Origin of the sequence: Campylobacter concisus, assembly GCF_050447445.1 — a bacterium.
Lineage (GTDB): Bacteria > Campylobacterota > Campylobacteria > Campylobacterales > Campylobacteraceae > Campylobacter_A > Campylobacter_A concisus_BI.
Genome location: NZ_JALMFW010000001.1, coordinates 837,025 through 858,779 on the forward strand (window position 1 = coordinate 837,025; position 21,755 = coordinate 858,779).

The window sequence follows — 21,755 nt, forward strand, 5'->3', positions numbered from 1 at the left end:
TTTTACTCCTTATTTATTTAAATCGTTCATAAGCGTTTCGCCGTATTTATCCACGTAGATAAAATCAAGTGTAAGCTGCTTAACGATCGGATTGTTTTGCATTCTGACGTCTAGATAAAATTTACCGTCCGTGATATTGGCCAGCGTATTTTTTTCGCTCCAAGATAGCTCGTATCCGAGCAATACTTTTGCCCCAACTAGACCGCGCAGCAGCTCACTAACACTTCTTTTGGCGTGATATAGCTGGTCTGCTTTTTTGTCTATCGCAAATAGCACCCCTTTTTGGCAAGCTTGCGAAATACGGTCAAACACTCTAACTCGCGCTAAATCCTTCCATATAGTATCTTGATCGCTAGTCTCTCCACCCCACGCTCTAAAGCCGCTTTCTCTAATGACGGTCGAAATTTTTGCCGCCCTTAGCTCGTCTGCGGTGCAGGTTTCGCCTAGCTCGAAATCTACGTCTATTTCCGTGCCCGAAACTCCTATCATAACCCTATTTGAGTAGCTGTCGCTATATCCAAACTCGCTCTGGCCGTCCGTATGAGCTATCATGCCGGCTATTCTCGCGCTTTGCCCCTCATAGACGTAAGCGTTGGTTTCATCATCCCAAACCTTGACGTTAGGATACGCCGCAACGAGCCTTCTAGTGCCGAAGTCTCCCATCTTTACTATCGCTGCGGCCGCGTCCTGGGCTTTTAGATCTACGATGCCGGTCGCTTTTAGCCTGGTAGCTACTTTTTCTATCTCGCCTTTTACGGCATCTTCTTGGCTAAACCCAGGCGCTATGATTAGATTAGGGTTATATCCGAAGCGAGATTTTGCTTTGGTTAGCTCCGCTACGGCCTTTTTGCACTCGGTGATCTCGTCGTTTGTATCGCTATCATCGTCTTTGGTGAATACGCTTAATATTATTTGCGTATTTACCGCCTGATCTTCGATGCCTTTTAAAGCCCTATAAATAGAACCTTTTTTAAAAGCTTGGCTTGCATCCTTTTTTGTTTTGTATTTTGCTTCAAGGGCTTCAAGTGCCTTTGCTGTTGTCATATAAAAATGTAGACCATTTTCTAACACCTCTTCATACCCTGCTATACCAATAGGCGTAGTACTTTCTACCGCTATAGGTCTTGCCGCCTCAGCTGACACGGTTACGTTTACACCAAATTTTGCTGCCATTTTTATTCTCCTTTTTGATTTACTCTCTTAAATGGGCTGATTGCCCACACTGATTTTAAGACAGGCTTGTCGTCCGCTTCGAGATACGTGTGTTTGTTATCCTCGCGCATACCGACTACGTCCATCAATTTCCATCCGAGATAGATTCTACAATACCATTTTGATTTGCCGTATCTGATTTCACGGTAGTAGCCAAAACGCTCGCGCCCGTTTTTGAGCTTGCAAGTGACGAGGCACTCGGTATTCTTTTGCCCTTTGTTGTAGGTCGCTAGCGTATCGCCCATTGTGTGCACTGTGCCCGCGTCGATGTCCTCGACTTTAACACCCAGATACTTTGCACTGAATACGCCTATACGGTTTCTATACAGCCAACAAAGCCTCGCCCAGTACGTGCGGTTTTTGCCGTTTGGGAAATGCTCGTTTCTCCAGCCCTCATCGCCGTTGATACCATAGTCTGGATCATCGAACCACGCCGCCCACTTTGGCAAGTGTTCGTCCTCTTTTTTGCAAAAAACAAGAGCGATCGGCACTATGAAAAACGCCAAAATTTCAAACGGCAGTTCGATGATTATATTTTTTATGACTTGCCAAATTTGTTTTTTAGATATTCTCATTTTTTACCTTTCTCTTTTGGCTGCTCTAACTCTTTTGCATATGTTTCATACTTTGGGCATTTTGGGCAGCCATTCCACGGACAATCACCATTTTTATCAAGCTTGCTACTGCAAATATTGCAACGTTTAATTTTCTTTCTCATTGTCTTCACCTTTTAAAATTTCTTTTTGATTTAAAAGCTCTTTGTATTCAGCCCTTAACTCCTCTAAAACTGCGTTATTACCGATAAGCAAAGCATTTCTGATAAGCCCTTCAATCTCTTTGATTTGCCTCTCAAGTTCTAAGATTTGAGCTTGTTTTTTGTCTGCATCGCTTGGCTCTTTTTGTTTAAAAATGAGCTTGCCTTTTTCTATGTAGTTTGCATTTATTCTGATGGCTTCTTGCCACTGCTCGTCTGTGAGTTTGATATTTGGGCTTGGCACATTGTTATGAATTGCGTCGTCGTAAAAGCCTAAAATCTCATTTGTATTTTTATCGTAATGTGCGTATTTCATTTTTATTCCTTTAATATCCAATTGCTAGATAGCTTATGTGCGTTGCAGTGTGCTCCCAATTATGTCTAAATGTAACGCTCGCTGCTGTCATCGTTCCACCTACTATTATCGCGCTTACGTTTCTATCAAGCCCTAGGTGTGTTGCCGTAACATTTAGGCATCTATTCGGGAACGCGATAGGAAACAATGTTGGCGTGGTATTGTCTCCTTTTTCTACTAGAGCCAAGCCCCACTGCACTATTAACCCGTTTGGTAACCTGGTATAGCCATTTTCGCTTTTTGAGTTTGAAAAAGCATCATCGTCTTTTTTGAGATAGATTTCATCCGTATTCACGCCTTTGATTTTTAGGATGCCGGCATTGACGCCAGCGTCTGTCTTAAAACCCTCATGCGTAAAAAAGTGCCAAACTGGTGAGCCGTCAGGTTTTGGAGTGCCAAGTCCTATGGCTTGACCTTTGTTTTTAGCTTCGATGAGAAAGTGACTGTCATTGTTATTTGCGTGTAGTATTCCCTCACTACCGATAGTTAAATTTTTAGTAAAGGTATTTTCTTTTGCGAGCTGAGCGAATGCTGAGCTATCAAGTCCGTCTAGTTTGTCGCTATCGACTGCTGTTTCTTCTTTGCCAAGTTTCCCATCAGCAAGTGTATCTATGCTCTCTTTTAAAAATTTCGTCCTATTTGCTAGCTGTTTTGCTTGTTTGTTGCTGATACCATCTATCCCGCCTACTACCGGGTCGGTGACTTCAAGCTGATAGATGCCTTCTTCCCACTTGTTTTCTTCTTTTAGATTAGCCATTGTATGCTCCGTAATTGAATTGATCGTTGTATTTTATTTGCCCGTCATAGACCACACTGCTTGCTCTATGATCTATGCTTACGAGCACGCACCTTGCAGGAGCTGCACTCTTTGCAGCTTCGCTTATTTGCTTTGCTTTTTGCTTTGAAAGCGGGATGCTAGCTATGATGCTATACTCCGCCCAGTGCGTGTTGCTACCATAAAGCCTACTTTTATCATGTCTTATGGATCCGTCATATTTTTGACTTAGGTTGCCCTCGATGATGATTGCACCACTATCTACGCTTTGAACCGCCTTTTTGACCGCGTAAAAAGAACCGCTGTAAAAGTGAATTTTAAATGCGTTTTTTATGAGCCACCTAGCGTTCGTTTCATTTAGTCCGTCTATATCTACATCAAAGCTGGCTGCTAAAATCGGCAGCAAAGAGGCCGGACAAGAGTCGGCGAGCGTATCTATGATGCTGATGTCAAGACCACCCAATCTAAGCCCGAACAGCTCATCGAGCAGTTTGTCGAGTTTGCTTTTATGATTTGGCAGCAAACTCATAGCTCGGCCCTCTTATAGCTTAGGTTAAAATTTAGCCTTATGAAGCTACCATCATTTACTTTTGTATCGGTAGCGGGAACTTTTAAATTTACGCGATACACTCCGTTTTTATGAAGCACAGAGTATATATAGCTTAAATTTAGATCCTCGCCTAAGCTTAGGCTGCTCCTACTTGTCTTTATCGTTTTATCGATCTCATCTTGCAAAAACATATCTGTTAGTTCAAGTTCGGCTACTATTTCGATCTCTTTGATAGTCGCGTTTTTGACATTCACGGTATCAGTGAGCGGTCTGACCTTTTCACCGTTTAGATGATCCTCTACGCTTTGACGCGTAGCCTCGCTCATATCAGAGGTTTTTAGATAGATATTTACTATACCTGCTCCGCCGTTTAGCACGCTAACTTCCTCGACCTTTGCATTTGCGGAAAGTGCTTGATAGATATAGGCTTTTACACTTCCGGCCGTTGAAAATCTTTCGAGTGAAAGCACTGCGCGCTCGCGCAATCTCTCGTCGCTTTCTTTGTCAGCTCCACCGATGAAATTTGATGTTTGTTTGGCTTTTAGCACAAATGGTAGCGGAGTTTGAATGAGCTCGCATTTTATGGAGCTCTCTTTGACGAAATCGTCAAGTATGATTTTACCGGTCGCTTTTAGCTCGCCTTGTTTGATGATCACGCTATCTTTAAGAATGGCCGTGTCGCCCTTTTCGCTCCTGAATACGCTCTTTGCAGGCACGATGGTATCGCTATCTTTTACGATAGATAAAGTTAGTTCGATGTCGGCCATTGGCTTTTCGCCCTGAAGCCTTTCGATACCATAGATCGCTACCACGTTGTCAAGATCGCTGCCTGAGGCATAAGGTAAAAGCATACTTTTCACGCTTTCATTTATCCTAGCCCTTAGCAAAAGCTCACGATATGCGAGAGTTTCAAGCAAAGCGGAGTATCGATCGCTTTCAAGCAAAGAAATTTCGTCATCGTTTAGATAGCCTTTAAAAAGCTCTTTAATACCCTTTAAAAGATCGTTAAAATTTAGCTCTTCGATGACTTTTGGAAAAGGCAAATTTTCTAACTTCATATTTCAACTCCGATTTCATCGCCACTTGTTAAAACGATCTTAAAATTTAGCCTATGATCTTTTAGGTTTATAAGCTTTACTTCATCGATCTTTACTCTCTTTTCCCATTTCTCAACCGCCTCTATCACAAAACACGCCAGATCAGCACGAAATTCATCATCTACCTTGCGATCTATTAGCTCAAAAATTCTGCTGCCATACTCAGGTAGCATCACCCTTGAGCCAAGCGGAGTTAGAAGTATGTCTTTGATAGAGTTTTCTATATCAATGAGATATTTCATCATTAATCCCTCGCAAGTCCGTTATTTGTATGATCACTTAGGTTGCCACGCGCATCACTTACGCTACCACCAAAGTTTGCATTGCCACCTGCTGTGATTGAGCCAGTGATCCTTACATCTCCGTTTATCTCAAAGCTACCACTACCACCACCACTTCCTGCTGTATTTATAACTCCTTCAATGAGCGTGTTACCAAGTAGCTTGATGCTTGGGCTTTTTACGACGGTATCGTTTGCCGTTACGGTTACGTTTCTGGCGTTCAAATTTGCGTTTTCGCAGGTTATATTTATCACTTTTGGGCTTTTGATTTCAAGAGTCGATGCGGCCGTATCGTAGCTCATGTTTACGCCGTCTTCAAAGCTTACGTGTACCTTTTTATCCGTTGGCTCCTCTTTGTGCGCGCTTTGGTAGAGTCCGCGAAGTATAACGCCGCTATTTAGATCGCCTCTAATAGGCAAGACTAAAACCTGTTCGCCCGCTCTAATGGGCGAAAAGCTTACGGCAAAGGAGTTTGAGAAGCTTTGAAATACCGGCAAAAAATCGGTAACCATCGAGCCTACGGCTACTCTTGCCTTATCGCCACGAACTTCGCTAATCGTTGCGACTTCTATAAAATATTCCCTACTCATCGCCAATATGCTCACTAAATTTATTATTTTTAATAGGTCGCCTTCGTCTCACGTTTTGTTTTATCTCTTTTACGTCGTCGTGAATTTCGTTTAGTTTTTGGCGGTTCGCGCCGTTTTCGGTGCGTAGCGTTTCCACTAGCTCTCTGGTGGCGGCCGTGTTGTTATTTATAGCTTCGTTGCTTCTTACGGAAATATCCACCAAAATTTCGGCGTTTTTGTTTGCGGTTTTGTTTAGTAGCCAAAAGATCACTACAAATACTATAAAGCCGAAAATCACCATAAAGACCAAAAATTCATTCGATCCCCAAGCTCCCGCCGAGTTTATAAGTCCCGTAGCCTCTTTGATCTCGTCGCTAAAATTTAGGCTATTTTCCATTTTATTCCTTTATTCCCAGGCATTGTTTTAGTTTTTTTTCGCAATCGCGGTAATAGATGGCGATTTGTTTATCCGTCTCAAACGTGCCGTCGTTTTTCGGTTTTACGGGCATCTTTGCATTGCATTTTACGGGTACGTATTTTTCTTGATAAATGATATGCGGCTCGCTCGTTTGAGGTTTGTCCGCGCAGCCCGTAAATATCAAAACAAACAGACAAAAAATCCAAATCCTAATCACGAAATAGCTCCTTATATGCAGCTAGTTCAGCCTTGCAGCTTTTATCTTTGACGTAGATTTTCTTTATCCGCTCGGTCTCTTTTGACGGAGTATCGTCGATCTCTACCGCGGCGGCCTTTATAGCTTCGTTTTGCAAAGAAAGAGATACGTTGCAGGCGTTTAGGTTATTTTTGGCCGTAGCGTAGTCCTTGGTCAGTCGCTCGTTTTTCTCTTTTGCGCTTTCAAGGTCTTTAAGCAAGACGGAATTTTCGCCCTCTAGCCTTGATTTTTCGAGAAACAAATTTACGCAAGCAAAACCTAAAAGCGCAGCTAACGCAAAACCTAAGATAGGAAGTTTAGTCGCCAAAAATCCCATTTAAACGCCCTTGTTTATGATTTCTACGGTTAGCGGCTTATTCTTGGCTCGCTCCATAAAGGCTTCAAGCGTCTTTTTGCTATCGTAAATTCCTCTTTCGTCCGCTTTCGCGCCTATCAAAACGCAGCCTAGCGTATCTTTGGGGTATTTCCCTGCGTGAATGAGTATACGGCGGCTTTTGTTTACCTTTTCGTTAAAAAGCGTCGCTAGAACCCGTCCGAAGCGTGGGCTATACTCCCACGCAGTCTCGTATACTCCTTGCGGCACGCGTAGATCTCGCCCCGGCGTTACGCAGTCTTCTCCCGCGGGCTCAAGGGTGTAGCCTGAAAATAGCGGCTTTTCGTCCACTTCGCACAGTTCAAACTTTCCTATCGTACCGTCACTTATATTTTTAAAGCGCGTTATCGTTAGCTTCACAATAAGCCTCCTAGTACCTTTTTTGCTCTGTTTGGAGTTTGTTTCGCCCAAAGAGAATCCATGCCGCTTTGATAGGCGGCTTCGTATTCGCCTGTTCTTATATGGTGCATCGTGGTTACGAATTTCTTCACCTTTGAAACATCTAACTGATAGGCCATTTCTATCACTACTTCTTGGACGTTTTGCGGTTTTTCCTTTAACCAATCAAACATCGCGAATACTGCGGGGGTTAGTTTTTCAAGCTTGAGTTCTAAAATTTTATCGGCTGTCTCTTTGCTCATGGGCTCTACTTTGCCGCCGTTTAGCGCCAGCTCATCGGCCGTAAGCGCGGCAAGCAAAAAGCCGTAGCCGATAGTCGGTTTTCCTAAGTTATCCTCGTAAATACGCTCTTTAAAGCCCTCGTTTTCTTTGATTTTTTCTATTAAGGTCATGGCATCCTCCAAACTTTTGCCGCAATATTACGCCATACCCACCCCAAAATCTATCACAAATTTTTGTCAAAAAACTTTGTCAAAGTTCTGTAATAGATTTTCGGTGCGAAACATTTCATAATTGCGCCAAAAATAAACCAAAGGCGGTAAATGCTGGAAGAATTTGAAAAAGAACTTATGAACACGATTAGAGAAGTGGCCGAACCTAAAAACTCGGTGATTAGAGCGTATCTGGGCGAGTTTAATAACAAAGAAGAGATGGAGCTATTGATAAAAGGCGGCGAGAGCTTCATATTCGTAGAGTTCGTGGATGAAAAATACGAAAACGTAGTAGAACGAAGTGCGACATATAATATCCATATACTAGCCTGCACTTCAAACAAAAATCAAAACTACCGACAAGCCAATAAATTTAAAGCCTATGCTCTATGCGAGGCGATAGATGAAAAGCTAAGAAACTCAAATTTATGTAACGAGTTTAGGATAGAGCCCCAAAGTGCTAAGGCGTCGCTAAACGATATTACCGACTACGGCTACGTCTACGTGCTCACCAGGCAGATACGAACACAACTTTTAGAAAAGGACGAATTCTTATGCTCATAACGAAAGACTTAATCGCGCTAAAGAACGATAAAGAAGAAGTTTTAAGCGAAATTTGCCTGGCCGTAACCGGCGTTTGGCAAGGACACGCTGGAGGAACGTTTAGTATAGACGCCGCCGATATCGAAAAGATGAAACTAAATTTCGACAAGCGCAGCCTAGATATAGTGATCGACTACGAGCACCAAACTTTAAGCGGGGAGATAGCGCCTGCCGCGGGCTGGATAAAAGAACTTTTTATAAAAGACGGCGCGCTTTACGGGCGCGTAAGTTGGACGGCTAAAGCAAAGGATTTCATCAAAAACGGTGAATATAAATATCTTAGCCCAGTTTACGACTTTATGGGTGTAGACGAAAAAACCGGAGCTTGGCAGGGCTGCACGTTGCACTCGGCGGCGCTAACTAATAAGCCGTTTCTTGACGAGCTGGGCGAAGTAAGAGCAAATAAAAATTTCACTAAGGAGACGAACATGGATGATACTAAAAATCCAAAAGGCGAGCCGCAGGCTCAGGCTGCTACACAAAACGGCACGAACTATGAGGCTCAGATAGTCGAGCTAAAAAATCAGCTTAACACCTCTAAACAAGAGGTTGCTGCGCTAAAAGAGCAACTAGCTCAAAGCGCGGTAGACGGAGCCATTATCGCAAATAAGCTGCAAGAAAGTCAAAAGCAGTGGGCACTCAGTTACGCAAAAGCCGATTTAAACGGCTTTAATGAGTTTTTAAAAGGCGTTATGCTGCCGCAGCAAAAAACGAGCATACCGAGCAACGATATGTTTGCCAACAAAAGCCAATCGGACGCAGAAATAGATGTCGTTAAATTTGCATTAGGAGGAGAATAAGATGTCAAACGAACAGAAAAAACCAAAAACCGTCGGAGATGTGGTCGTAAACAAGGTGCTCGGCGTTAACGCCAAGGTAGAGACTACAAAGGTTTTGGAATGCGGAACGGTGTTATTTAGTATTAACGGCGGCGAGAGTTTTGCAGCCGTAACTAGCGATAACCAAACTACAACCATCACAAATGCCCAGGCGGTATTTGGCGTGCTTTGCGACAACGTAGAAACCACCAAAGAAGCGGATGTGCTTGTGCTTGGTGAGGTAATGCTGGAAAACGCCGCTGCTGAGCTAAAAACCGCACTATTCAAACAAAAAATCATAGTTAGATAAGGATATAAAAAATGGATGAACTTTTAAAAAAATTTACGGTCGAGGCGATGACTGAGATCATAATTCAGACTAAGGTCGATCAAAATTTTATAACGGATACGTTTTTCAAAAAATGGACTCCGACGCTTTCCAATACCCATAACATTATCATCGAAAAAGGCGCGGGCATAATCCTTGAAAGCGTTAGCGAAAACGGAGAGCACTTGGTGACGAAAAATCCCGACCAAACTATCATCTCTGTACCGCTTCCTCGCTTCCCGCAGTATGATCCACTCCCAGCTAGCGAGATGAATTTGCTAAGAACACTCAATACTCAAAGCGAGCAGCTTAAATCATTGTCTGCGGCTATCGGCAAAATACTAGCTAGCCAAAAAAGTAATATCACCAATACGGTAGAGTATATGGCTATAGGCGCTATTTTCGGTAAGGTAATGGATGGCAAAGGGAAGGTGCTGTTTGAGCTTAGCGCAAATAGAAAAGAGATAACTATTACGAACACTACCAAGTTGCTAAATTTACTGAATGATATCGAAGCCGCCCAAAAAGAGGTGTTAGGCATCGCTAAGCCTTATATAGCGCTAGTAACTAGGGAACTTTTCAACGAGTTGCTCAAGATGGCGGAAGACCAAGAAATTTTAAAATTAAAATCCTGCGAAGTCGTGGATAGCAACGGCGCTTTAACCCTTAAACTTTTCGGCAAGACCTTTATGCCTTACGATGCCTCGTACAAAAACACGAAGGGTAAAGATACGAGCTACATGAGCGGCAAAAAAGGCGTAGTAGTGCCTTTGATGGACGACATCTTTGAGGTGGTTTATACGAGAGCAAACCATACGTCCGCCATTGGAAAGGCTCCGACTAAATTCTTCGCTGCGGCTCCCGAGGTACTCGACAAAGGTATGGGCTGGGGCATCGTTAGCGAAAGCAGACCGCTTCCGATCTGCAATAGGCTTGACGCAATTATCGAGCTAAAAATGTAACAAATCGATTTAAAAGGGCTTCACGCCCTTTTAAATCAAAAACGACTAAAACTACGAGAAAAATATTTTAAACGTTTTAACGCGCTTTTAACGCTCGCTAAAAGCTAATAACGAATACGGTCAAAAGGTTTAAAATATTTGGAGACAAAATAATGGTTTTAACAAACGAGGATCTACTAAAAGAAGTTTCTACTAGAGAGCTGCAAGAGCTCAGCGACTTTGAAGGAAGCGGCGCCGTTAATCAAAGCGTCATAGACGATAGCGTAAACGATGCCTTGGCTTATATCTCCTCTTTTATCAAACTTCCGCAAAACCCTACGCCGCTGTTAAAAGACATCGGCGTAAATTTGACTATTATCGAGCTCAAAAAGCGCAATAACTTCCCCAAAGAGGCGCTGAATGAGCAGATAGAAAAGATGGACGCCTTGCTTTTGAAGATGGCTAGCAAGAAGCTTCCGAGCCAAATAGAAGACGATAGCACGCCCAGGCTCGGTATAAGAGCATTTAGGCACAGCGAGAAAAAAATGGACTTAAAGGATTTAAATGGCTGAGAAACCAAATATAAAAGAGCTTGCTAAGGAGCTTTATCTAAAAGGCTTCAGCCTTGAGCGCATAGCCGAAATTTTAAATAAAACCGTAAAAACCATAAAAAACTACAAATCTCAAAATGGCGACTGGGACGAACTAAAAGCCGCAAGCTATCTAAACAAAAGCGGCGAAGATAAGCAAAACATCTATCAAAATTTCATCGAAGAGATGCGCCTGGCGGTCAAAGATATCAGAGAGAGCGAACTGCCTGCGGGCAAAAAGGCTGAGGCGCTTTCAAAAATAGGTGACAGCTTCGTCAAGATGACCAAAGTAGCAAGCTACGAAAATCCGGCGGCATACCGCCTAAGCATCGCTAAAAAGGTCATTATGCTAGTAGTTGATAAATTTAAAGACGACGAGAACAAAGAGTGTATCAAAAAACTCGTCGAGCTCATCGAGAGCGAGAAATTTGTCAAAGCTATCGAAGAGCTCGACGTTTAGGAAGAATACATGCTTTTTTCAAAAGACGAACTGGATAGCTTTTTAGAGGATAGCCGCGAAAGCCATAGGCAAGCGGGCGCCGTGGAGCCAGAACTCAGCAAACTCACGCGCAAAGACTTTTATGGCTGGCTGGAGGAGCTTAGTGGTGAGCTAAAAGAGCAGATACATCTAAATAGTCCTCTATCTCCTAAAGATAGGGTCGCAAGAGTAAAACGCGCCGAGCACGATTTTATATTTTTTGCAAGGACTTATTTCCCACACTATTTTAGCATTAGCAGCTCTTGCGCGCTTCACGAAGATCTAGCGCAGATTTTTGAAGCTATGACGCAAAACACAAGCGGAGACAAATATGCCCGCGCCGCGCCGCGCGGGCATGCAAAGACCACGTATTGCTCACAGCTTCTTCCGCTTTGGTGTATTTGTTTTGGCAAGAAGCGATTCATAGTCGAAATTTCAGATGCCGTGGAGCTCGTTGAGGGGTGTCTTGAAGCCATCAAAGCCGAGCTTGAGGACAACGCAAATTTAAAAATGGACTTCCCACACGTCTGCGGCGCAAGCAAGAACTGGAAGATAGGCGAGTTCGTCTCTAAAAACGGAGTCAAGCTTAAGGCGTTTGGCTCGGGTAAAAGACTGCGCGGTGTGAAGTTCGGCGTATACCGCCCCGATCTAGTAGTCCTAGACGACCTAGAAAATGACACCAACGTGCGCAGTAAAGAGCAGCGCGATAAGCTCGAGGAGTGGCTAGACGAAGCGGTTTTAAATTTGGGTAGCGTAGACGGTAGCCTCGACGTGCTTTATATCGGCACCGTACTTCACGCAGATAGCGTTTTAGCTAGGAAGCTCAAGCTTAAATTTTGGAATGCCAAAAAGTACCAAAGCATCATAAATTACCCAAAGCGTATAGATTTATGGGAGAGATGGAGCGAGCTTTACAAAAACGTCTCAAAAGAGGCTAGCGAAACGTTTTATTTAAAAAACAAAGCCCTTATGGACGACGGGGCGCGGGTGCTTTGGCAGGATGCGCTACCGATTTTAAAACTCATGCAAAAGCGCGCCGAAAACTTAAAAAGCTTCAACAAAGAGCAGCAAAACGATCCGCGTAGCGAAACTCAAATTTTCACCAAAGAGAGTATGCATTTTTATCGTGAGCTTCCAAGGTGCGATTATTTTGTGATGTATATCGACCCAGCAGGAGAAAAGAAAAAGAGCGACTACACGGCTATAACGGTGTTAGGAGTAAGCAGGGCAGAAGCCAAGATCTACGTGGCAGAAAGCATAGTAGAGGTCATGAAGACCAAAAAGACTATTAAAGAGATCATCAGGCTTAATCAGCTCTATAAATGCCGCGTTTGTGCGATAGAGAGTAACGGCGGGCAGGAGTTTTTTAGAGGATGGATCAGAGAAAAGGCCTTTGAGATAGGCATTAAACTACCTTTAAAAGGCGTGAATAATACCGCAAGCAAAGGTCAAAGAATAGAGGAGCTTGAAGTGCCTATAGAAGACGGCGAAATACTCTTTCATCAAAGCCAAAGCCTGCTCATCGAGCAGCTTACGGAGTATCCCGAAGCCAAGCACGACGACGCGCCCGACAGCTTGGCGGGCGCATACGACTTAACAAAACTAAAAAAGAAAGTAAAAAGGCGCATAAGATGATATTTGACAAATTATTTAAAAATAAATCCGAGCAGCCACAGCGCAAGAAGGCGGCTCTCATCCCCCAAAACGGTACCCTGATAGATTTGCTGATAAATACGGGAGTTTCCAGCATTGGCGACGACGATATGGATATGATACTAGCCGATCTTACCGTTACGCAGTGCGACGTGAGCCGCAAGTCCGTGACCGAGAAAAAAGAGATCCAAATCGTTTGCGACGATGAAAAAATTAAAGACGAATTTAAAAAGATTTTTAATCCCGACGTCGTCAGCCAAATTTTAGAGACCTATCTTTACGGGCTAAACGTATTCGAGGTTAACTACAAAGAAAAAGAAGGGCTTGTATACCCAAGACTCGTGCAGCGTGATTTTAGGCAATTTAAATTTAACGACGTGGGCGAGTTCGTGTTTAGCGCCGGCGGAAGCGAACAGAGTATTCCGCCTTTAAAAGTTATATATGCATTAAACAGAGCGAATTTTAGAAAAGTATACGGAGATGGGCTACTTAAAAAGCTCTATTTCCCCGTTAAAATGAAAAACGCCAGCTTGAAGTTTTGGTTTAGATTTTTAGAAAAATTCGGATCGCCCTGGGCGATAGCAAAAACTAGCTACGAGCCCGACGAAATGGCTGCGGAAGTGCAAGCTATGCTTAGCGGCGATAGCGCGGTCATAGATACGGACGAGGAGATCACGCTGGTGCAGCCTACCTCAAACGTAGATTTTACGAGACTTCCCGCATACCTCGACAATCAAATCAGCAAGGCCATTTTAGGCGCAAATTTGACTAGCGACGTAAAAGAAGGCAGTTATGCCGCGGCAAAGACGCATAATGAAATCAGAGAGGATTTGGCCGCAAACGATGCTAAAATTTTAATCTTTGTGATGAACAAGGCCATAAGCTTTTTTAAGGAGATCAACGGCTATAACGGCGAGATTTACGCCAAACTATTCGACGAAGACGCTCCTAATACCGAGCGCGCTACAAGAGACAAGACACTATACGATATGGGCTTTGCTCCGACCAAAAAATATATAACCTCGACTTACAATATCGAGATCGACGAAAATGCCGGGGCGCAAGATAAAAATTTAAAAGCTAACAAAGCGAATTTAGCAGCCTTAAAAGGCTCTTTAAAGGCTTTAGATAGATTTGATAAAGCCACGGACGAGATGGATGTAGAAGACGGCGAGATAGAAGCAGTCTTAAACAAACTAATCGCAAGCAGCGAGACTTACGAAGAGGCCTTCGATAAGCTTTACGAGCTTTATGATTTGCCATTTGAGAGGCTTGAATCACTAATGTTTAGAGCTGTAGCAAATGCCCAAATGCTAGGATATGTAGATGAATTTTAGTTTTTTCGAGGAGCCTACGGCGGTTTATGAATATTTAAAGAGCAAAAAGCCAGAAGCACACTTTGATTACGACGAGATCATGCACGACGCCCATAAAAAGGCTTTTACCGTCGCAAAGATGATGAATTTAGATCTTTTAAAGGATACACAGGCTTCGCTCACCAAAGCCTTTAAAGAGGGCGTCGGGTTTGACGAGTGGAAAAAGAATGTAAAGTCTATGCTAGCAAAGAAAGGCTGGCTAGGAAATATCAAGGTAAAAGACCCAAGGACTGGCGAAGAAAAAGAGATTTACGTAGGCAATAGGCGGCTAAGAACTATATTTAACACCAATATGAGAACGGCCTACGCTAAGGCTAGGTATGAAAGCCAGATGCAAAGCCTTGGCGAATACTTCCGTTATACAGCAGTGCTTGATAGCAGAACAAGAGAAGCTCATAGAAAGCTTCACGGCAAGACACTACCTAAAACTGATAAATTTTGGGATACCAACTATCCGCCAAACGGCTGGGGGTGCCGCTGCAAGGTGCAGGTGCTTACAGAGGCCGAATGCGTAGCTAGAGGCATCGTGCCGCTTGCCGACGGATCGTTTTTGCCCCAAGCTGCAGAAAAGGACTTTGCGTATAATCCAGGCAAAGTCGATAAAACGGATAAAATTTTAAAAGGCAAGCAAGATAAGGTTTTAGATGCCGTTACATCAAGTCTAGCAAAGAAAAATTTAAAGCAGACATTAGAAAACTTCGAGCATGAAAGAGATATTTATGTTTGGCAAAAAAGCTTAGATGATATGGTAAATGCCGTAATTGGCGGTAAAATCATCAAAGATAAAATTTATCAGGTGGCTCAAGTAGGGGAGTTAAAGCAAAGTATCAAGAAAAATCTAAAAATCATCGACGTAGAGCCCAAAGCATCCAGTATAGCCGTTTATCAAAACACCATCTCGCACATCACGAGAGATAGCAAGCCGAAGGGAAAAGAGCCCAATATCGATGAAATAAAAGCCGTAGTAGGCGTATTTGACGAAGCTAAACGCGTATTTTACGATAAAAAGGACAATGTTTTACTATATTTTTATAATAGCCTACAAAACGATAACATGATAAATTACGCCGTCATCCGCCTAGACTATACGCTTAAAAAATTTAAAACCGATAATTTTATAGCGACTATTACGAGGATACCCGTAGAAAATTATAAAGCTATTTTGAAAGATAAAAAAAGATATATAAAGATAAAGTAGATAAGGCCGGGCATCGAACCCAAGTCATATACAGCTTGCTTTTGCAACTGGAACCCTGCCAAATCTGGGCCATCTCTTATCTACTTTGTATAATTATACCACTCTCAAGGAATAAAGGCAAATGATAGAAGTTAAAGGCCTAGAAGAGCTACAAACGAAGCTAAAATCTCTGCAAAATATCGACAAAAAAACCAAGCCGCTAATGCAAACTCTAGGCAATATCTTACAAAACGAAATAGAAGCTAGTTTTGAGAACGAGAGCAGTCCGTTCGGACAAAAATGGCAGGCCTTGAAACCTAGTACGATTAGGCAAAAACAAAAACTAGGAAAGTCATCTAATATTTTAAGATCGGACGGAAATTTAGCGGATAAATGGATAGTTAAAGCAGACGATAAAAAAGCCACGGTATCTAATAATACGAATAAAAACGGCTTTGCTTACGGGCTAGTTCATCAATTCGGCACCAATAAGGCGGGACGAAGTAAAAACGTAAGAATCGCGGCTCGCCCGTTCTTGCCGGTAGATAAGAGCAGCAAATTGCCGGATAAAACCGAAGAAGTCGTAAAAAAAGTAGCTATAAATTTCATAAAGGATAGCTTTAGGTAGTAGTCTAGTTTCTTCTCTTTTTTCTAAAATCCCAAGGCGGAGTCGGACTATCTTCTTGCCAAAGGCCTAGTTTTGCATCCCTGGCATACGCTTCATCATTTGCATACTCCTTGGAATACTTCCTAAAAGCCCAAGCGTAGCCGTTTTTGACCATAAATTTATTCACATCTTCTCCGTCAAGGAATATTTTTGCTATAGTCCTTTGATACTTGTCTTTTTTATCCCCTGCTACGGTTACGATCTTTCCGGCTATTTTATCATCCAGAGCTTGTTTGCATAAACGCGAGAAAGGTTGCTTCTTTTCCGGGGCGTCTATGCCGTGAAGCCTTATCTTTATCTCTTGCTTATCCGTAGTCAAGACTTTTATCGTGTCGCCGTCTGAAATTTTTACTACCTTTGCCTCATAGTCCGCAAAGGCGCAAGCAAATAGCAGGCTCGCAAATATTAGCAATTTAAGCATTTTAAAGGCCTTTTTAGGGCGCATTATAGTTTCTTGGGAGTACTTTGTCAAAAAAGGGTTAAAGGCGGAAGTCTCTACGGGTTAGATTTTAAAGAAAAGCGTAGGAAAGAGGACACACTTACTCGAACAAACTAGGCTCTTATCTCTTTGATTATGGCACAAACGCTGTTATAGCTTAGGTTATGTTTTGCGGCGATCTCGCGAATGACGACCGGGCTTGGTTTACCTAGCTTTATGCTTTCTTCGTATTCTTTGAGTATATCGTAGTTTCTAAACGTACCTTTGTAGCTTGGCACGTAAATATTTGCTCCGCCGTATTCTTTGATGATGTCGGCCATGCTTTCGCTCTCTTTGACGCGGTTGTAGAACTCGGCGAATATATCGAAGCTATTTATCATTTGTAATATTTATCTTTCATTTGAATAAGGGCTTGCACGACGTCGGCGGCATCACTCCTTGATAGAAATTTAAGATGCAAAGGTCTGATTTTAACTATTCTAAAGATGAACTCTCTTAAAGCCATGCCCGTTTTTACGTTGGCTATCTCTTCCCAAATACCAACAATAGTTTCAAGCTGCTTTTTGGTCGCGTATAGGCTGCCTTTAGCTGGCGTTAGATCTTCGCCGGCCACAAAAGAAGGGCTAGACGTTTTATTTGCTTTGGTTTTGCGGGTTGCTTTGGTTTTTCGCGCAGGTCTTTTAAAATTTGCGTCTTTATGGGGCTTATATCCCACGACCTCTAGCACGACCCTAAGCTCCTCTATACTTAGCTCTTTCAGGCTATCTTTGCCAAATTGCGCCCGTAAATATACTTTCCTACACTCGTCATCCACGAAATAGTTGTGCTTCAATGTTTGTATCATTTTTATATAGTATTTTTTTAGTTCGCTCGTATTCATCTCAAACCGCCAAATTTAAGGTATTTTCCCTTATAGTTGTAATAGTTGTATCGGTTGTAGTCTCCGACTTGCAACTATATATCACGCTCTTGCCCATTTTACGGCTAAACCATAGCTTGCCGTCGAATTTATCCAGGCAATCCCTAGCCGTTCTATCGTCTTTTTCGTAGTTCATAGCGTTTAACAGCTCGGTCTTATTTGCCTCGCCGCCGGCTAGTATCTTTTGTGCTAGAGTAGTGAAATTTAGCTCGTATTCGCTCATTCTAGCTACTTCCACGTCAAGCTCGTTTAGTTCTAAATTTAGCGTTTTTACGCAAAAACCGCTATCTTTTACTCCGGCTCTTTCTTTGGCTACTTCAAGTAAGAAATTTAACTCGTTTTCCTTGCTAGGGCGTTTTAGTAGATGATACATAACGTCGAGAGAATTCCTTATATGGTTACTGCCTTGATAGTTTTTGCCGTCTTTGTTGGAGTGGTGCAGAATGATCACGGTAGCTCCCGCTTCGCGTAAATTCTTGAGCGCGCCGAACAGTCTGTTTATGCGGTTGTCGTTATTGATGTCTACGAAATCCCGCAAGCTATCCAGGATAAAAACGCAATCTTTGTAAGCTTTGCCTACGGCGTTTTCTTCTAGCTTTAAAACAAGCTCGAATCCGCAAAGCTCCAAAGTGGAACGCTGGATATAATTCATATTCTCGTAGCTTTCTATAAGTAACCTATCTACGCCGCGTTGTTTGAGTACGCCTACTGGGTTGTCGTAGTCTATGAAAAACACCCTTTGACCCTCTTTGCAAAGTTTTTTAGCTAGAGCAAAGGCCATGTAGCTTTTGCCCGTGCCGCCGTCAGCGTAGATCAGTGTGATTAGCTGCTTTACCAAAAAGCCATCTATCAAAAACTCGACCTTTTCGTTGAAACTATCCTTAGTTAGGCTAGAACTTTTTAAAAACTCGAAAATTTCGCTCATTATAATCCTTTTTTCCACAGCTCTTTTTCTAAAAATCCACGGCTTAAACCACTACATCTAGCTAGTTTTGACACATTTAGCTTTCCGTTTTTAAAGCGGTAAAAACTAAGATCGTAGCTTAGAACATTATTAAGTTTAGCTTGATACGATGCTCTCTTTTTTTCGTGTAGATTATTAAGATGAATTCTTTGTTTAGTTGTCAAACCGTCTTTCCTTAAAATTAAACCTTTTAAAGAGCGTTAAAAATAGTTTAAAACGCTCTTTAAAGGGCTTAAAGCCCTTTTGTCCTCTCTTTAAATTTCTTCAACTCTTCATAGTCAAATTTACAAACTGCTAGGACTATCATGACATATAGACATAAGGCCATCATCATGTAAGGAACTAGCATTACAGTTATCGCTGCTATAACTATATTTTTAGAATCTCTTTTCCGTTCCGATTTAGGAATTACTATCTTGGTAGCAATGAGAGTTACGATAAAAGCATAAACGTTTAAAATTAGTCCCCACGTCAAAAAACCTAGCATGATCTCTCCTTTATAAATTTTTTCATACACTCGTACGGATTTTGTCCGCGCTTAGCTATCTCGTCGAAAATATATCTTATGTGAGTGGTGATTGTGTAAAAGCCTATATGGCAGAAGAATCCCTCACGTCCTGCATTGATAGCGACTACGGCCATAGCGCAAAGTGAGTCGATATAATACTTGGGTGGATATTGCTGCAAGCTCGTCTCTTGTGCATATTTGCAAAACGCCGCTTGATAGTCCAAAAACGCACTATTAAATCGCTCGCTAAACTCCTCTTTGCACTTCTTTATAGTTGTAGCTTTTTGTTTCCTATAGAGCTTTAGTAGCTCTTTGATCTCTTCAAACTGTTCGTTCGTCACGCTTGCTCCTTTCAAAAATTTAAACCTTTTAAAATACGTTTAACAGCGAATTAAACGTATTTTAAAGGGCTCAAAGCCCTTTAACGCGAATTCTTAACTTCGCTCGCCTTACAAATCTAGGCAAAAGTCTATTTTTGCCGTCTCTTAAGCCCTTAAAGTTATGCCACAGGCCTTGAAACACGCTTTCTTTCATTTCCCTACCTCCAAACTCTCTATTTTAGGTACTATCCTAAAATTATCTTTCACTACTCTTTTAAGACCGAGCTTTACCAAATCCTCGTCTTTTAGCTCTGCAAGCGCTTCTTTGTTAGGCTTTTCCTCGTATATGATGCACTCTTTACCTAGCCCAAACGCCTTTATGGAGTTTAGCAAACTCTCAAGCTTGGCTTTTACGGTAGGTACTCTTACGCTTTTGCTTATGCGGTATCCGATCTCACCGAAGGTAAATTCCTTAGAGCGTTTTTCGGCAAATTCAGCCTTATTGTCTTCACAAAATAGTGTGATTTGTTGCTCTAAAAAGCTTTTTTCACTCTCAAGTCTTTCAACTTCACTCTTTCTAGCTTCTTTTATACGGTTGCACTCAAGCGTTACTTCGCCATTGATTTTTTCTATACCTACGCTTACTTCGCATAGTCTTTTTAAAGCGACGTCTACGTCGCTAAAACTGTTTATTTGCATGCTTTCCTCTCTTTCTGCTCTAAATTTCTTGATATGCCTTACTTTTAAGACGTATCTGTATTTTAAGCAGACAGTTAAATTCGCTCTTTGCTTTTTAACTATCCGCAACGCCATCAATCAATCCACAATCCACCGTCTAAATCAAGCTCGCTAATTCCAAGTTCTCTTGCATATTCTCTTTCTTTTCGCATACCCTCGCTATTAAAAGCGTCTGGGTGCAAATCATAAAAATATACGTAAGAGCAGTGGCTAAGTAGCTCAAGTCCAGCATCAAGCACGCATTCCCTATCCTTTTGCTCGTCGAATATATCGCTAAAAGCTAGTACCGGACTTATCGGTATATACCCCGCCTCTCTTACTCTTGCGCAAACATTTTTGGCTATATATCTAGCTAAAAATGGGCGGTTTGTTTCGCTTACGCCGCTTAGCCCCGCATAGGGCGTAGCCACGTAAACCATGCGCATCGTAGTTTTACCCATCGGTGTTTCTCCTTTCTTAAAATTTAACTTTATAGGAAGCTCCGTAGAGCTCCCGAAAAATCAAACCTAAGCCGCCGTATCGATTACTTTGCCGTCGGCGGTTCTTATGATATATTTGCCTACTAACTTAAACATGCTCTTTGAGTAGTCTGCCTTTTGACCCTTTATCATGTTTCCGCGCCTTATGCCCCATAGTTCACCTTTAGCACTTACTCTCATTTCAAATCCTTTTTCTTCAAATTCTCTTACCAGTCTAACTAGACCAGCCGCTTGCGTTTGCTCCACCGCGCGATTTTCAAGAGAGTTTATCGTTACGTTCATCATTTTTTACTCCTTACAACTATTGCAACCGTTACAACTATAAAAGCAGCATCTTCGTAGCCTCTTTGACTACGTCTTCATTTATAGGGGTCTTTGCGTATTCGCTTAGCATCTTCGCCCTTCTTAGTAGCTTTTCGGTCTTTCTAAAATTTCCTTTAGCTAGCGATTCTATTAGATCGATGCAGGATTTTTGCGTTACGCCGAAGTTTTTGCAAACTGCTTCTAGATCGTCTCTTATCTTTTTCTTGTCTTCGTCTACATAGGAAAGTCCGCCTAGTATCCATTTGTTTCCGACTCTCGAGCTTAGCTGTTCTAGCTCGTTTCCGCTCTTTGAAGCGGTTAAATTTATTAGTAGCTTGTTTGTACCCACGAGCACCAGAGTAGCACGACTAAAATCGTGCATCCTGCGCAAGCTTTCAAGCGCGCGGTAAGGCAAATGCTCGGCCTCATCTATGATGATCGTTCTGCTTACCTTTTTTAGGGCTTCGGCGCTTTGACGTATCAGCTCGTCTATGCTTCCTTTGTCATTTAACCCAAGCTCCCTAGCTAAAATTTTAAAAAGGCTCTTTGCGGACGTATTTATGGTGGCTTCGATTAGTATGCTGTCTGGATGCGTTTTCACGTATTCGCGAACTGCTCTTGTCTTCCCACTGCCAGCTACTCCGCTTATCATTGCCATATCTCTATCTTGCACCGCCCAGCCGATCACCGCGTGTATGCTTTTGGCATCCTTGGTTTTTACGAACGGCAGCTCGTCTTGTAAAACGTCCACTTTTTGGATAAAATTGTCAAGATAGTTTTTAGCTGGCTCTTCTACTTTATCAGCATACTTGTAGCTAGAGCCTTCCTTTATATATCCTGAGATATACGCGGGATTTATTCCCAAAGCCGTAGCGAATTTGTTTTGACTCATGCCGCTTGATTTATTGGCTTCGATGAAGTCTTTTATTCTGTCTGCTAACTGCATTTTTCCTCCTTTGATTTCGGTTTTTAAATGTTTTAAAC

At 42.3% G+C, this 21,755-nt stretch carries 33 protein-coding genes; 10 read left to right on the plus strand and 23 right to left on the minus strand.

The features are described 5' to 3' along the window. Positions 1-9: 9 nt before the first annotated feature. The 13 genes from MTT30_RS04345 to MTT30_RS04405 form a co-directional block, all read right to left on the minus strand. Positions 10-1,173, minus strand: a complete 1,164-nt coding sequence (locus MTT30_RS04345; RefSeq protein WP_429801106.1) for a phage tail sheath family protein — start codon at positions 1,171-1,173, stop codon at positions 10-12. Between the two features lie 2 nt (positions 1,174-1,175). Continuing rightward, positions 1,176-1,787, minus strand: a complete 612-nt coding sequence (locus MTT30_RS04350; RefSeq protein ID WP_429801107.1) for a DUF7338 family protein — start codon at positions 1,785-1,787, stop codon at positions 1,176-1,178. Beyond that, complete coding sequence (locus MTT30_RS04355) at positions 1,784-1,930, minus strand: hypothetical protein (protein WP_429801108.1); 147 nt, start codon at positions 1,928-1,930, stop codon at positions 1,784-1,786. The genes MTT30_RS04350 and MTT30_RS04355 overlap by 4 nt, the downstream gene beginning before the upstream one ends. Beyond that, a complete protein-coding gene (locus MTT30_RS04360) occupies positions 1,914-2,282 on the minus strand; it encodes a hypothetical protein (RefSeq protein ID WP_429801109.1) in 369 nt (122 codons plus the stop codon). The genes MTT30_RS04355 and MTT30_RS04360 overlap by 17 nt, the downstream gene beginning before the upstream one ends. A 10-nt stretch (positions 2,283-2,292) precedes the next feature. Then, positions 2,293-3,078, minus strand: coding sequence for a gp53-like domain-containing protein (locus MTT30_RS04365; RefSeq protein WP_429801110.1), 786 nt, complete (start codon positions 3,076-3,078; stop codon positions 2,293-2,295). Further along, positions 3,071-3,625, minus strand: a complete 555-nt coding sequence (locus MTT30_RS04370; RefSeq protein ID WP_429801111.1) for a phage tail protein — start codon at positions 3,623-3,625, stop codon at positions 3,071-3,073. The genes MTT30_RS04365 and MTT30_RS04370 overlap by 8 nt, the downstream gene beginning before the upstream one ends. Next, the gene (locus MTT30_RS04375; RefSeq protein WP_429801112.1) at positions 3,622-4,704 is read right to left on the minus strand and encodes a baseplate assembly protein; all 1,083 of its coding nucleotides are present in this window, start codon (positions 4,702-4,704) and stop codon (positions 3,622-3,624) included. Before MTT30_RS04375 ends, MTT30_RS04370 begins: the two co-directional genes overlap by 4 nt. Continuing rightward, complete coding sequence (locus MTT30_RS04380; protein WP_429801113.1) at positions 4,701-4,985, minus strand: GPW/gp25 family protein; 285 nt, start codon at positions 4,983-4,985, stop codon at positions 4,701-4,703. The genes MTT30_RS04375 and MTT30_RS04380 overlap by 4 nt, the downstream gene beginning before the upstream one ends. Positions 4,986-4,987: 2 nt before the next feature. Continuing rightward, complete coding sequence (locus MTT30_RS04385) at positions 4,988-5,614, minus strand: phage baseplate assembly protein V (RefSeq protein WP_429801114.1); 627 nt, start codon at positions 5,612-5,614, stop codon at positions 4,988-4,990. Beyond that, on the minus strand, positions 5,607-5,990 hold the full coding sequence (locus MTT30_RS04390; RefSeq protein ID WP_429801115.1) for a hypothetical protein: 384 nt from the start codon (positions 5,988-5,990) through the stop codon (positions 5,607-5,609). Before MTT30_RS04390 ends, MTT30_RS04385 begins: the two co-directional genes overlap by 8 nt. Before the next feature lie 230 nt (positions 5,991-6,220). Beyond that, positions 6,221-6,583, minus strand: coding sequence for a hypothetical protein (locus MTT30_RS04395; protein ID WP_429801116.1), 363 nt, complete (start codon positions 6,581-6,583; stop codon positions 6,221-6,223). Then, the gene (locus MTT30_RS04400) at positions 6,584-7,000 is read right to left on the minus strand and encodes a DUF5675 family protein (RefSeq protein WP_429801117.1); all 417 of its coding nucleotides are present in this window, start codon (positions 6,998-7,000) and stop codon (positions 6,584-6,586) included. Then, positions 6,997-7,431 carry a glycoside hydrolase family protein gene (locus MTT30_RS04405; protein WP_429801118.1) on the minus strand — a complete coding sequence of 145 codons (435 nt, stop codon included), beginning with the start codon at positions 7,429-7,431 and terminating at the stop codon, positions 6,997-6,999. Before MTT30_RS04405 ends, MTT30_RS04400 begins: the two co-directional genes overlap by 4 nt. Positions 7,432-7,581: 150 nt before the next feature. Between MTT30_RS04405 and MTT30_RS04410 the strand changes: the two genes are divergently transcribed. The 10 genes from MTT30_RS04410 to MTT30_RS04455 all read left to right on the plus strand — a co-directional run bounded on the left by MTT30_RS04410 (position 7,582) and on the right by MTT30_RS04455 (position 16,062). Continuing rightward, the gene (locus tag MTT30_RS04410) at positions 7,582-8,034 is read left to right on the plus strand and encodes a hypothetical protein (RefSeq protein ID WP_429801119.1); all 453 of its coding nucleotides are present in this window, start codon (positions 7,582-7,584) and stop codon (positions 8,032-8,034) included. Beyond that, the gene (locus tag MTT30_RS04415) at positions 8,025-8,873 is read left to right on the plus strand and encodes a phage protease (RefSeq protein WP_429801120.1); all 849 of its coding nucleotides are present in this window, start codon (positions 8,025-8,027) and stop codon (positions 8,871-8,873) included. Before MTT30_RS04410 ends, MTT30_RS04415 begins: the two co-directional genes overlap by 10 nt. A 1-nt stretch (position 8,874) precedes the next feature. Then, complete coding sequence (locus tag MTT30_RS04420; RefSeq protein WP_429801121.1) at positions 8,875-9,201, plus strand: hypothetical protein; 327 nt, start codon at positions 8,875-8,877, stop codon at positions 9,199-9,201. Between the two features lie 11 nt (positions 9,202-9,212). Then, the gene (locus MTT30_RS04425; RefSeq protein ID WP_429801122.1) at positions 9,213-10,181 is read left to right on the plus strand and encodes a major capsid protein; all 969 of its coding nucleotides are present in this window, start codon (positions 9,213-9,215) and stop codon (positions 10,179-10,181) included. A gap of 152 nt (positions 10,182-10,333) precedes the next feature. Continuing rightward, complete coding sequence (locus tag MTT30_RS04430; protein ID WP_429801123.1) at positions 10,334-10,732, plus strand: phage protein Gp36 family protein; 399 nt, start codon at positions 10,334-10,336, stop codon at positions 10,730-10,732. Beyond that, positions 10,725-11,210, plus strand: coding sequence for a DUF1804 family protein (locus tag MTT30_RS04435; RefSeq protein WP_021088424.1), 486 nt, complete (start codon positions 10,725-10,727; stop codon positions 11,208-11,210). The genes MTT30_RS04430 and MTT30_RS04435 overlap by 8 nt, the downstream gene beginning before the upstream one ends. Positions 11,211-11,219: 9 nt before the next feature. Continuing rightward, the gene (gene terL, locus MTT30_RS04440) at positions 11,220-12,863 is read left to right on the plus strand and encodes a phage terminase large subunit (RefSeq protein ID WP_429801124.1); all 1,644 of its coding nucleotides are present in this window, start codon (positions 11,220-11,222) and stop codon (positions 12,861-12,863) included. Beyond that, the gene (locus MTT30_RS04445) at positions 12,860-14,218 is read left to right on the plus strand and encodes a phage portal protein family protein (protein ID WP_429801125.1); all 1,359 of its coding nucleotides are present in this window, start codon (positions 12,860-12,862) and stop codon (positions 14,216-14,218) included. The genes terL and MTT30_RS04445 overlap by 4 nt, the downstream gene beginning before the upstream one ends. Further along, the gene (locus MTT30_RS04450) at positions 14,208-15,455 is read left to right on the plus strand and encodes a phage minor head protein (RefSeq protein ID WP_429801126.1); all 1,248 of its coding nucleotides are present in this window, start codon (positions 14,208-14,210) and stop codon (positions 15,453-15,455) included. The genes MTT30_RS04445 and MTT30_RS04450 overlap by 11 nt, the downstream gene beginning before the upstream one ends. 121 nt (positions 15,456-15,576) lie before the next feature. After that, entirely contained in the window at positions 15,577-16,062 is a 486-nt protein-coding gene (locus MTT30_RS04455) for a phage virion morphogenesis protein (RefSeq protein ID WP_429801127.1), read from the plus strand. Between the two features lie 4 nt (positions 16,063-16,066). On the opposite strand, the gene MTT30_RS04460 is transcribed toward MTT30_RS04455, so the two are convergent. The 10 genes from MTT30_RS04460 to MTT30_RS04505 all read right to left on the minus strand — a co-directional run bounded on the left by MTT30_RS04460 (position 16,067) and on the right by MTT30_RS04505 (position 21,717). Then, positions 16,067-16,522: a thermonuclease family protein gene (locus MTT30_RS04460; protein ID WP_087586314.1), complete on the minus strand. Its 456-nt coding sequence runs from the start codon at positions 16,520-16,522 to the stop codon at positions 16,067-16,069. A gap of 131 nt (positions 16,523-16,653) precedes the next feature. Further along, positions 16,654-16,920, minus strand: coding sequence for a Mor transcription activator family protein (locus MTT30_RS04465; RefSeq protein ID WP_429801128.1), 267 nt, complete (start codon positions 16,918-16,920; stop codon positions 16,654-16,656). Then, on the minus strand, positions 16,917-17,420 hold the full coding sequence (locus MTT30_RS04470; RefSeq protein WP_429801129.1) for a phage protein GemA/Gp16 family protein: 504 nt from the start codon (positions 17,418-17,420) through the stop codon (positions 16,917-16,919). Before MTT30_RS04470 ends, MTT30_RS04465 begins: the two co-directional genes overlap by 4 nt. 1 nt (position 17,421) lies before the next feature. Beyond that, on the minus strand, positions 17,422-18,384 hold the full coding sequence (locus MTT30_RS04475) for a hypothetical protein (protein WP_429801130.1): 963 nt from the start codon (positions 18,382-18,384) through the stop codon (positions 17,422-17,424). A gap of 271 nt (positions 18,385-18,655) precedes the next feature. After that, positions 18,656-18,910 (minus strand): hypothetical protein, encoded by a 255-nt coding sequence (locus MTT30_RS04480; RefSeq protein WP_429801131.1) that lies wholly within the window; start codon positions 18,908-18,910, stop codon positions 18,656-18,658. Then, the gene (locus MTT30_RS04485) at positions 18,904-19,272 is read right to left on the minus strand and encodes a hypothetical protein (RefSeq protein WP_429801132.1); all 369 of its coding nucleotides are present in this window, start codon (positions 19,270-19,272) and stop codon (positions 18,904-18,906) included. Before MTT30_RS04485 ends, MTT30_RS04480 begins: the two co-directional genes overlap by 7 nt. Positions 19,273-19,461: 189 nt before the next feature. Further along, positions 19,462-19,950, minus strand: coding sequence for a host-nuclease inhibitor Gam family protein (locus tag MTT30_RS04490; protein ID WP_087586332.1), 489 nt, complete (start codon positions 19,948-19,950; stop codon positions 19,462-19,464). Positions 19,951-20,063: 113 nt separating this feature from the next. After that, positions 20,064-20,429, minus strand: a complete 366-nt coding sequence (locus MTT30_RS04495; RefSeq protein ID WP_087586321.1) for a DUF1937 family protein — start codon at positions 20,427-20,429, stop codon at positions 20,064-20,066. Between the two features lie 66 nt (positions 20,430-20,495). Beyond that, entirely contained in the window at positions 20,496-20,753 is a 258-nt protein-coding gene (locus MTT30_RS04500; protein WP_429801133.1) for a hypothetical protein, read from the minus strand. Between the two features lie 34 nt (positions 20,754-20,787). After that, entirely contained in the window at positions 20,788-21,717 is a 930-nt protein-coding gene (locus tag MTT30_RS04505; RefSeq protein ID WP_087586333.1) for an AAA family ATPase, read from the minus strand. Positions 21,718-21,755 lie beyond the last annotated feature (38 nt).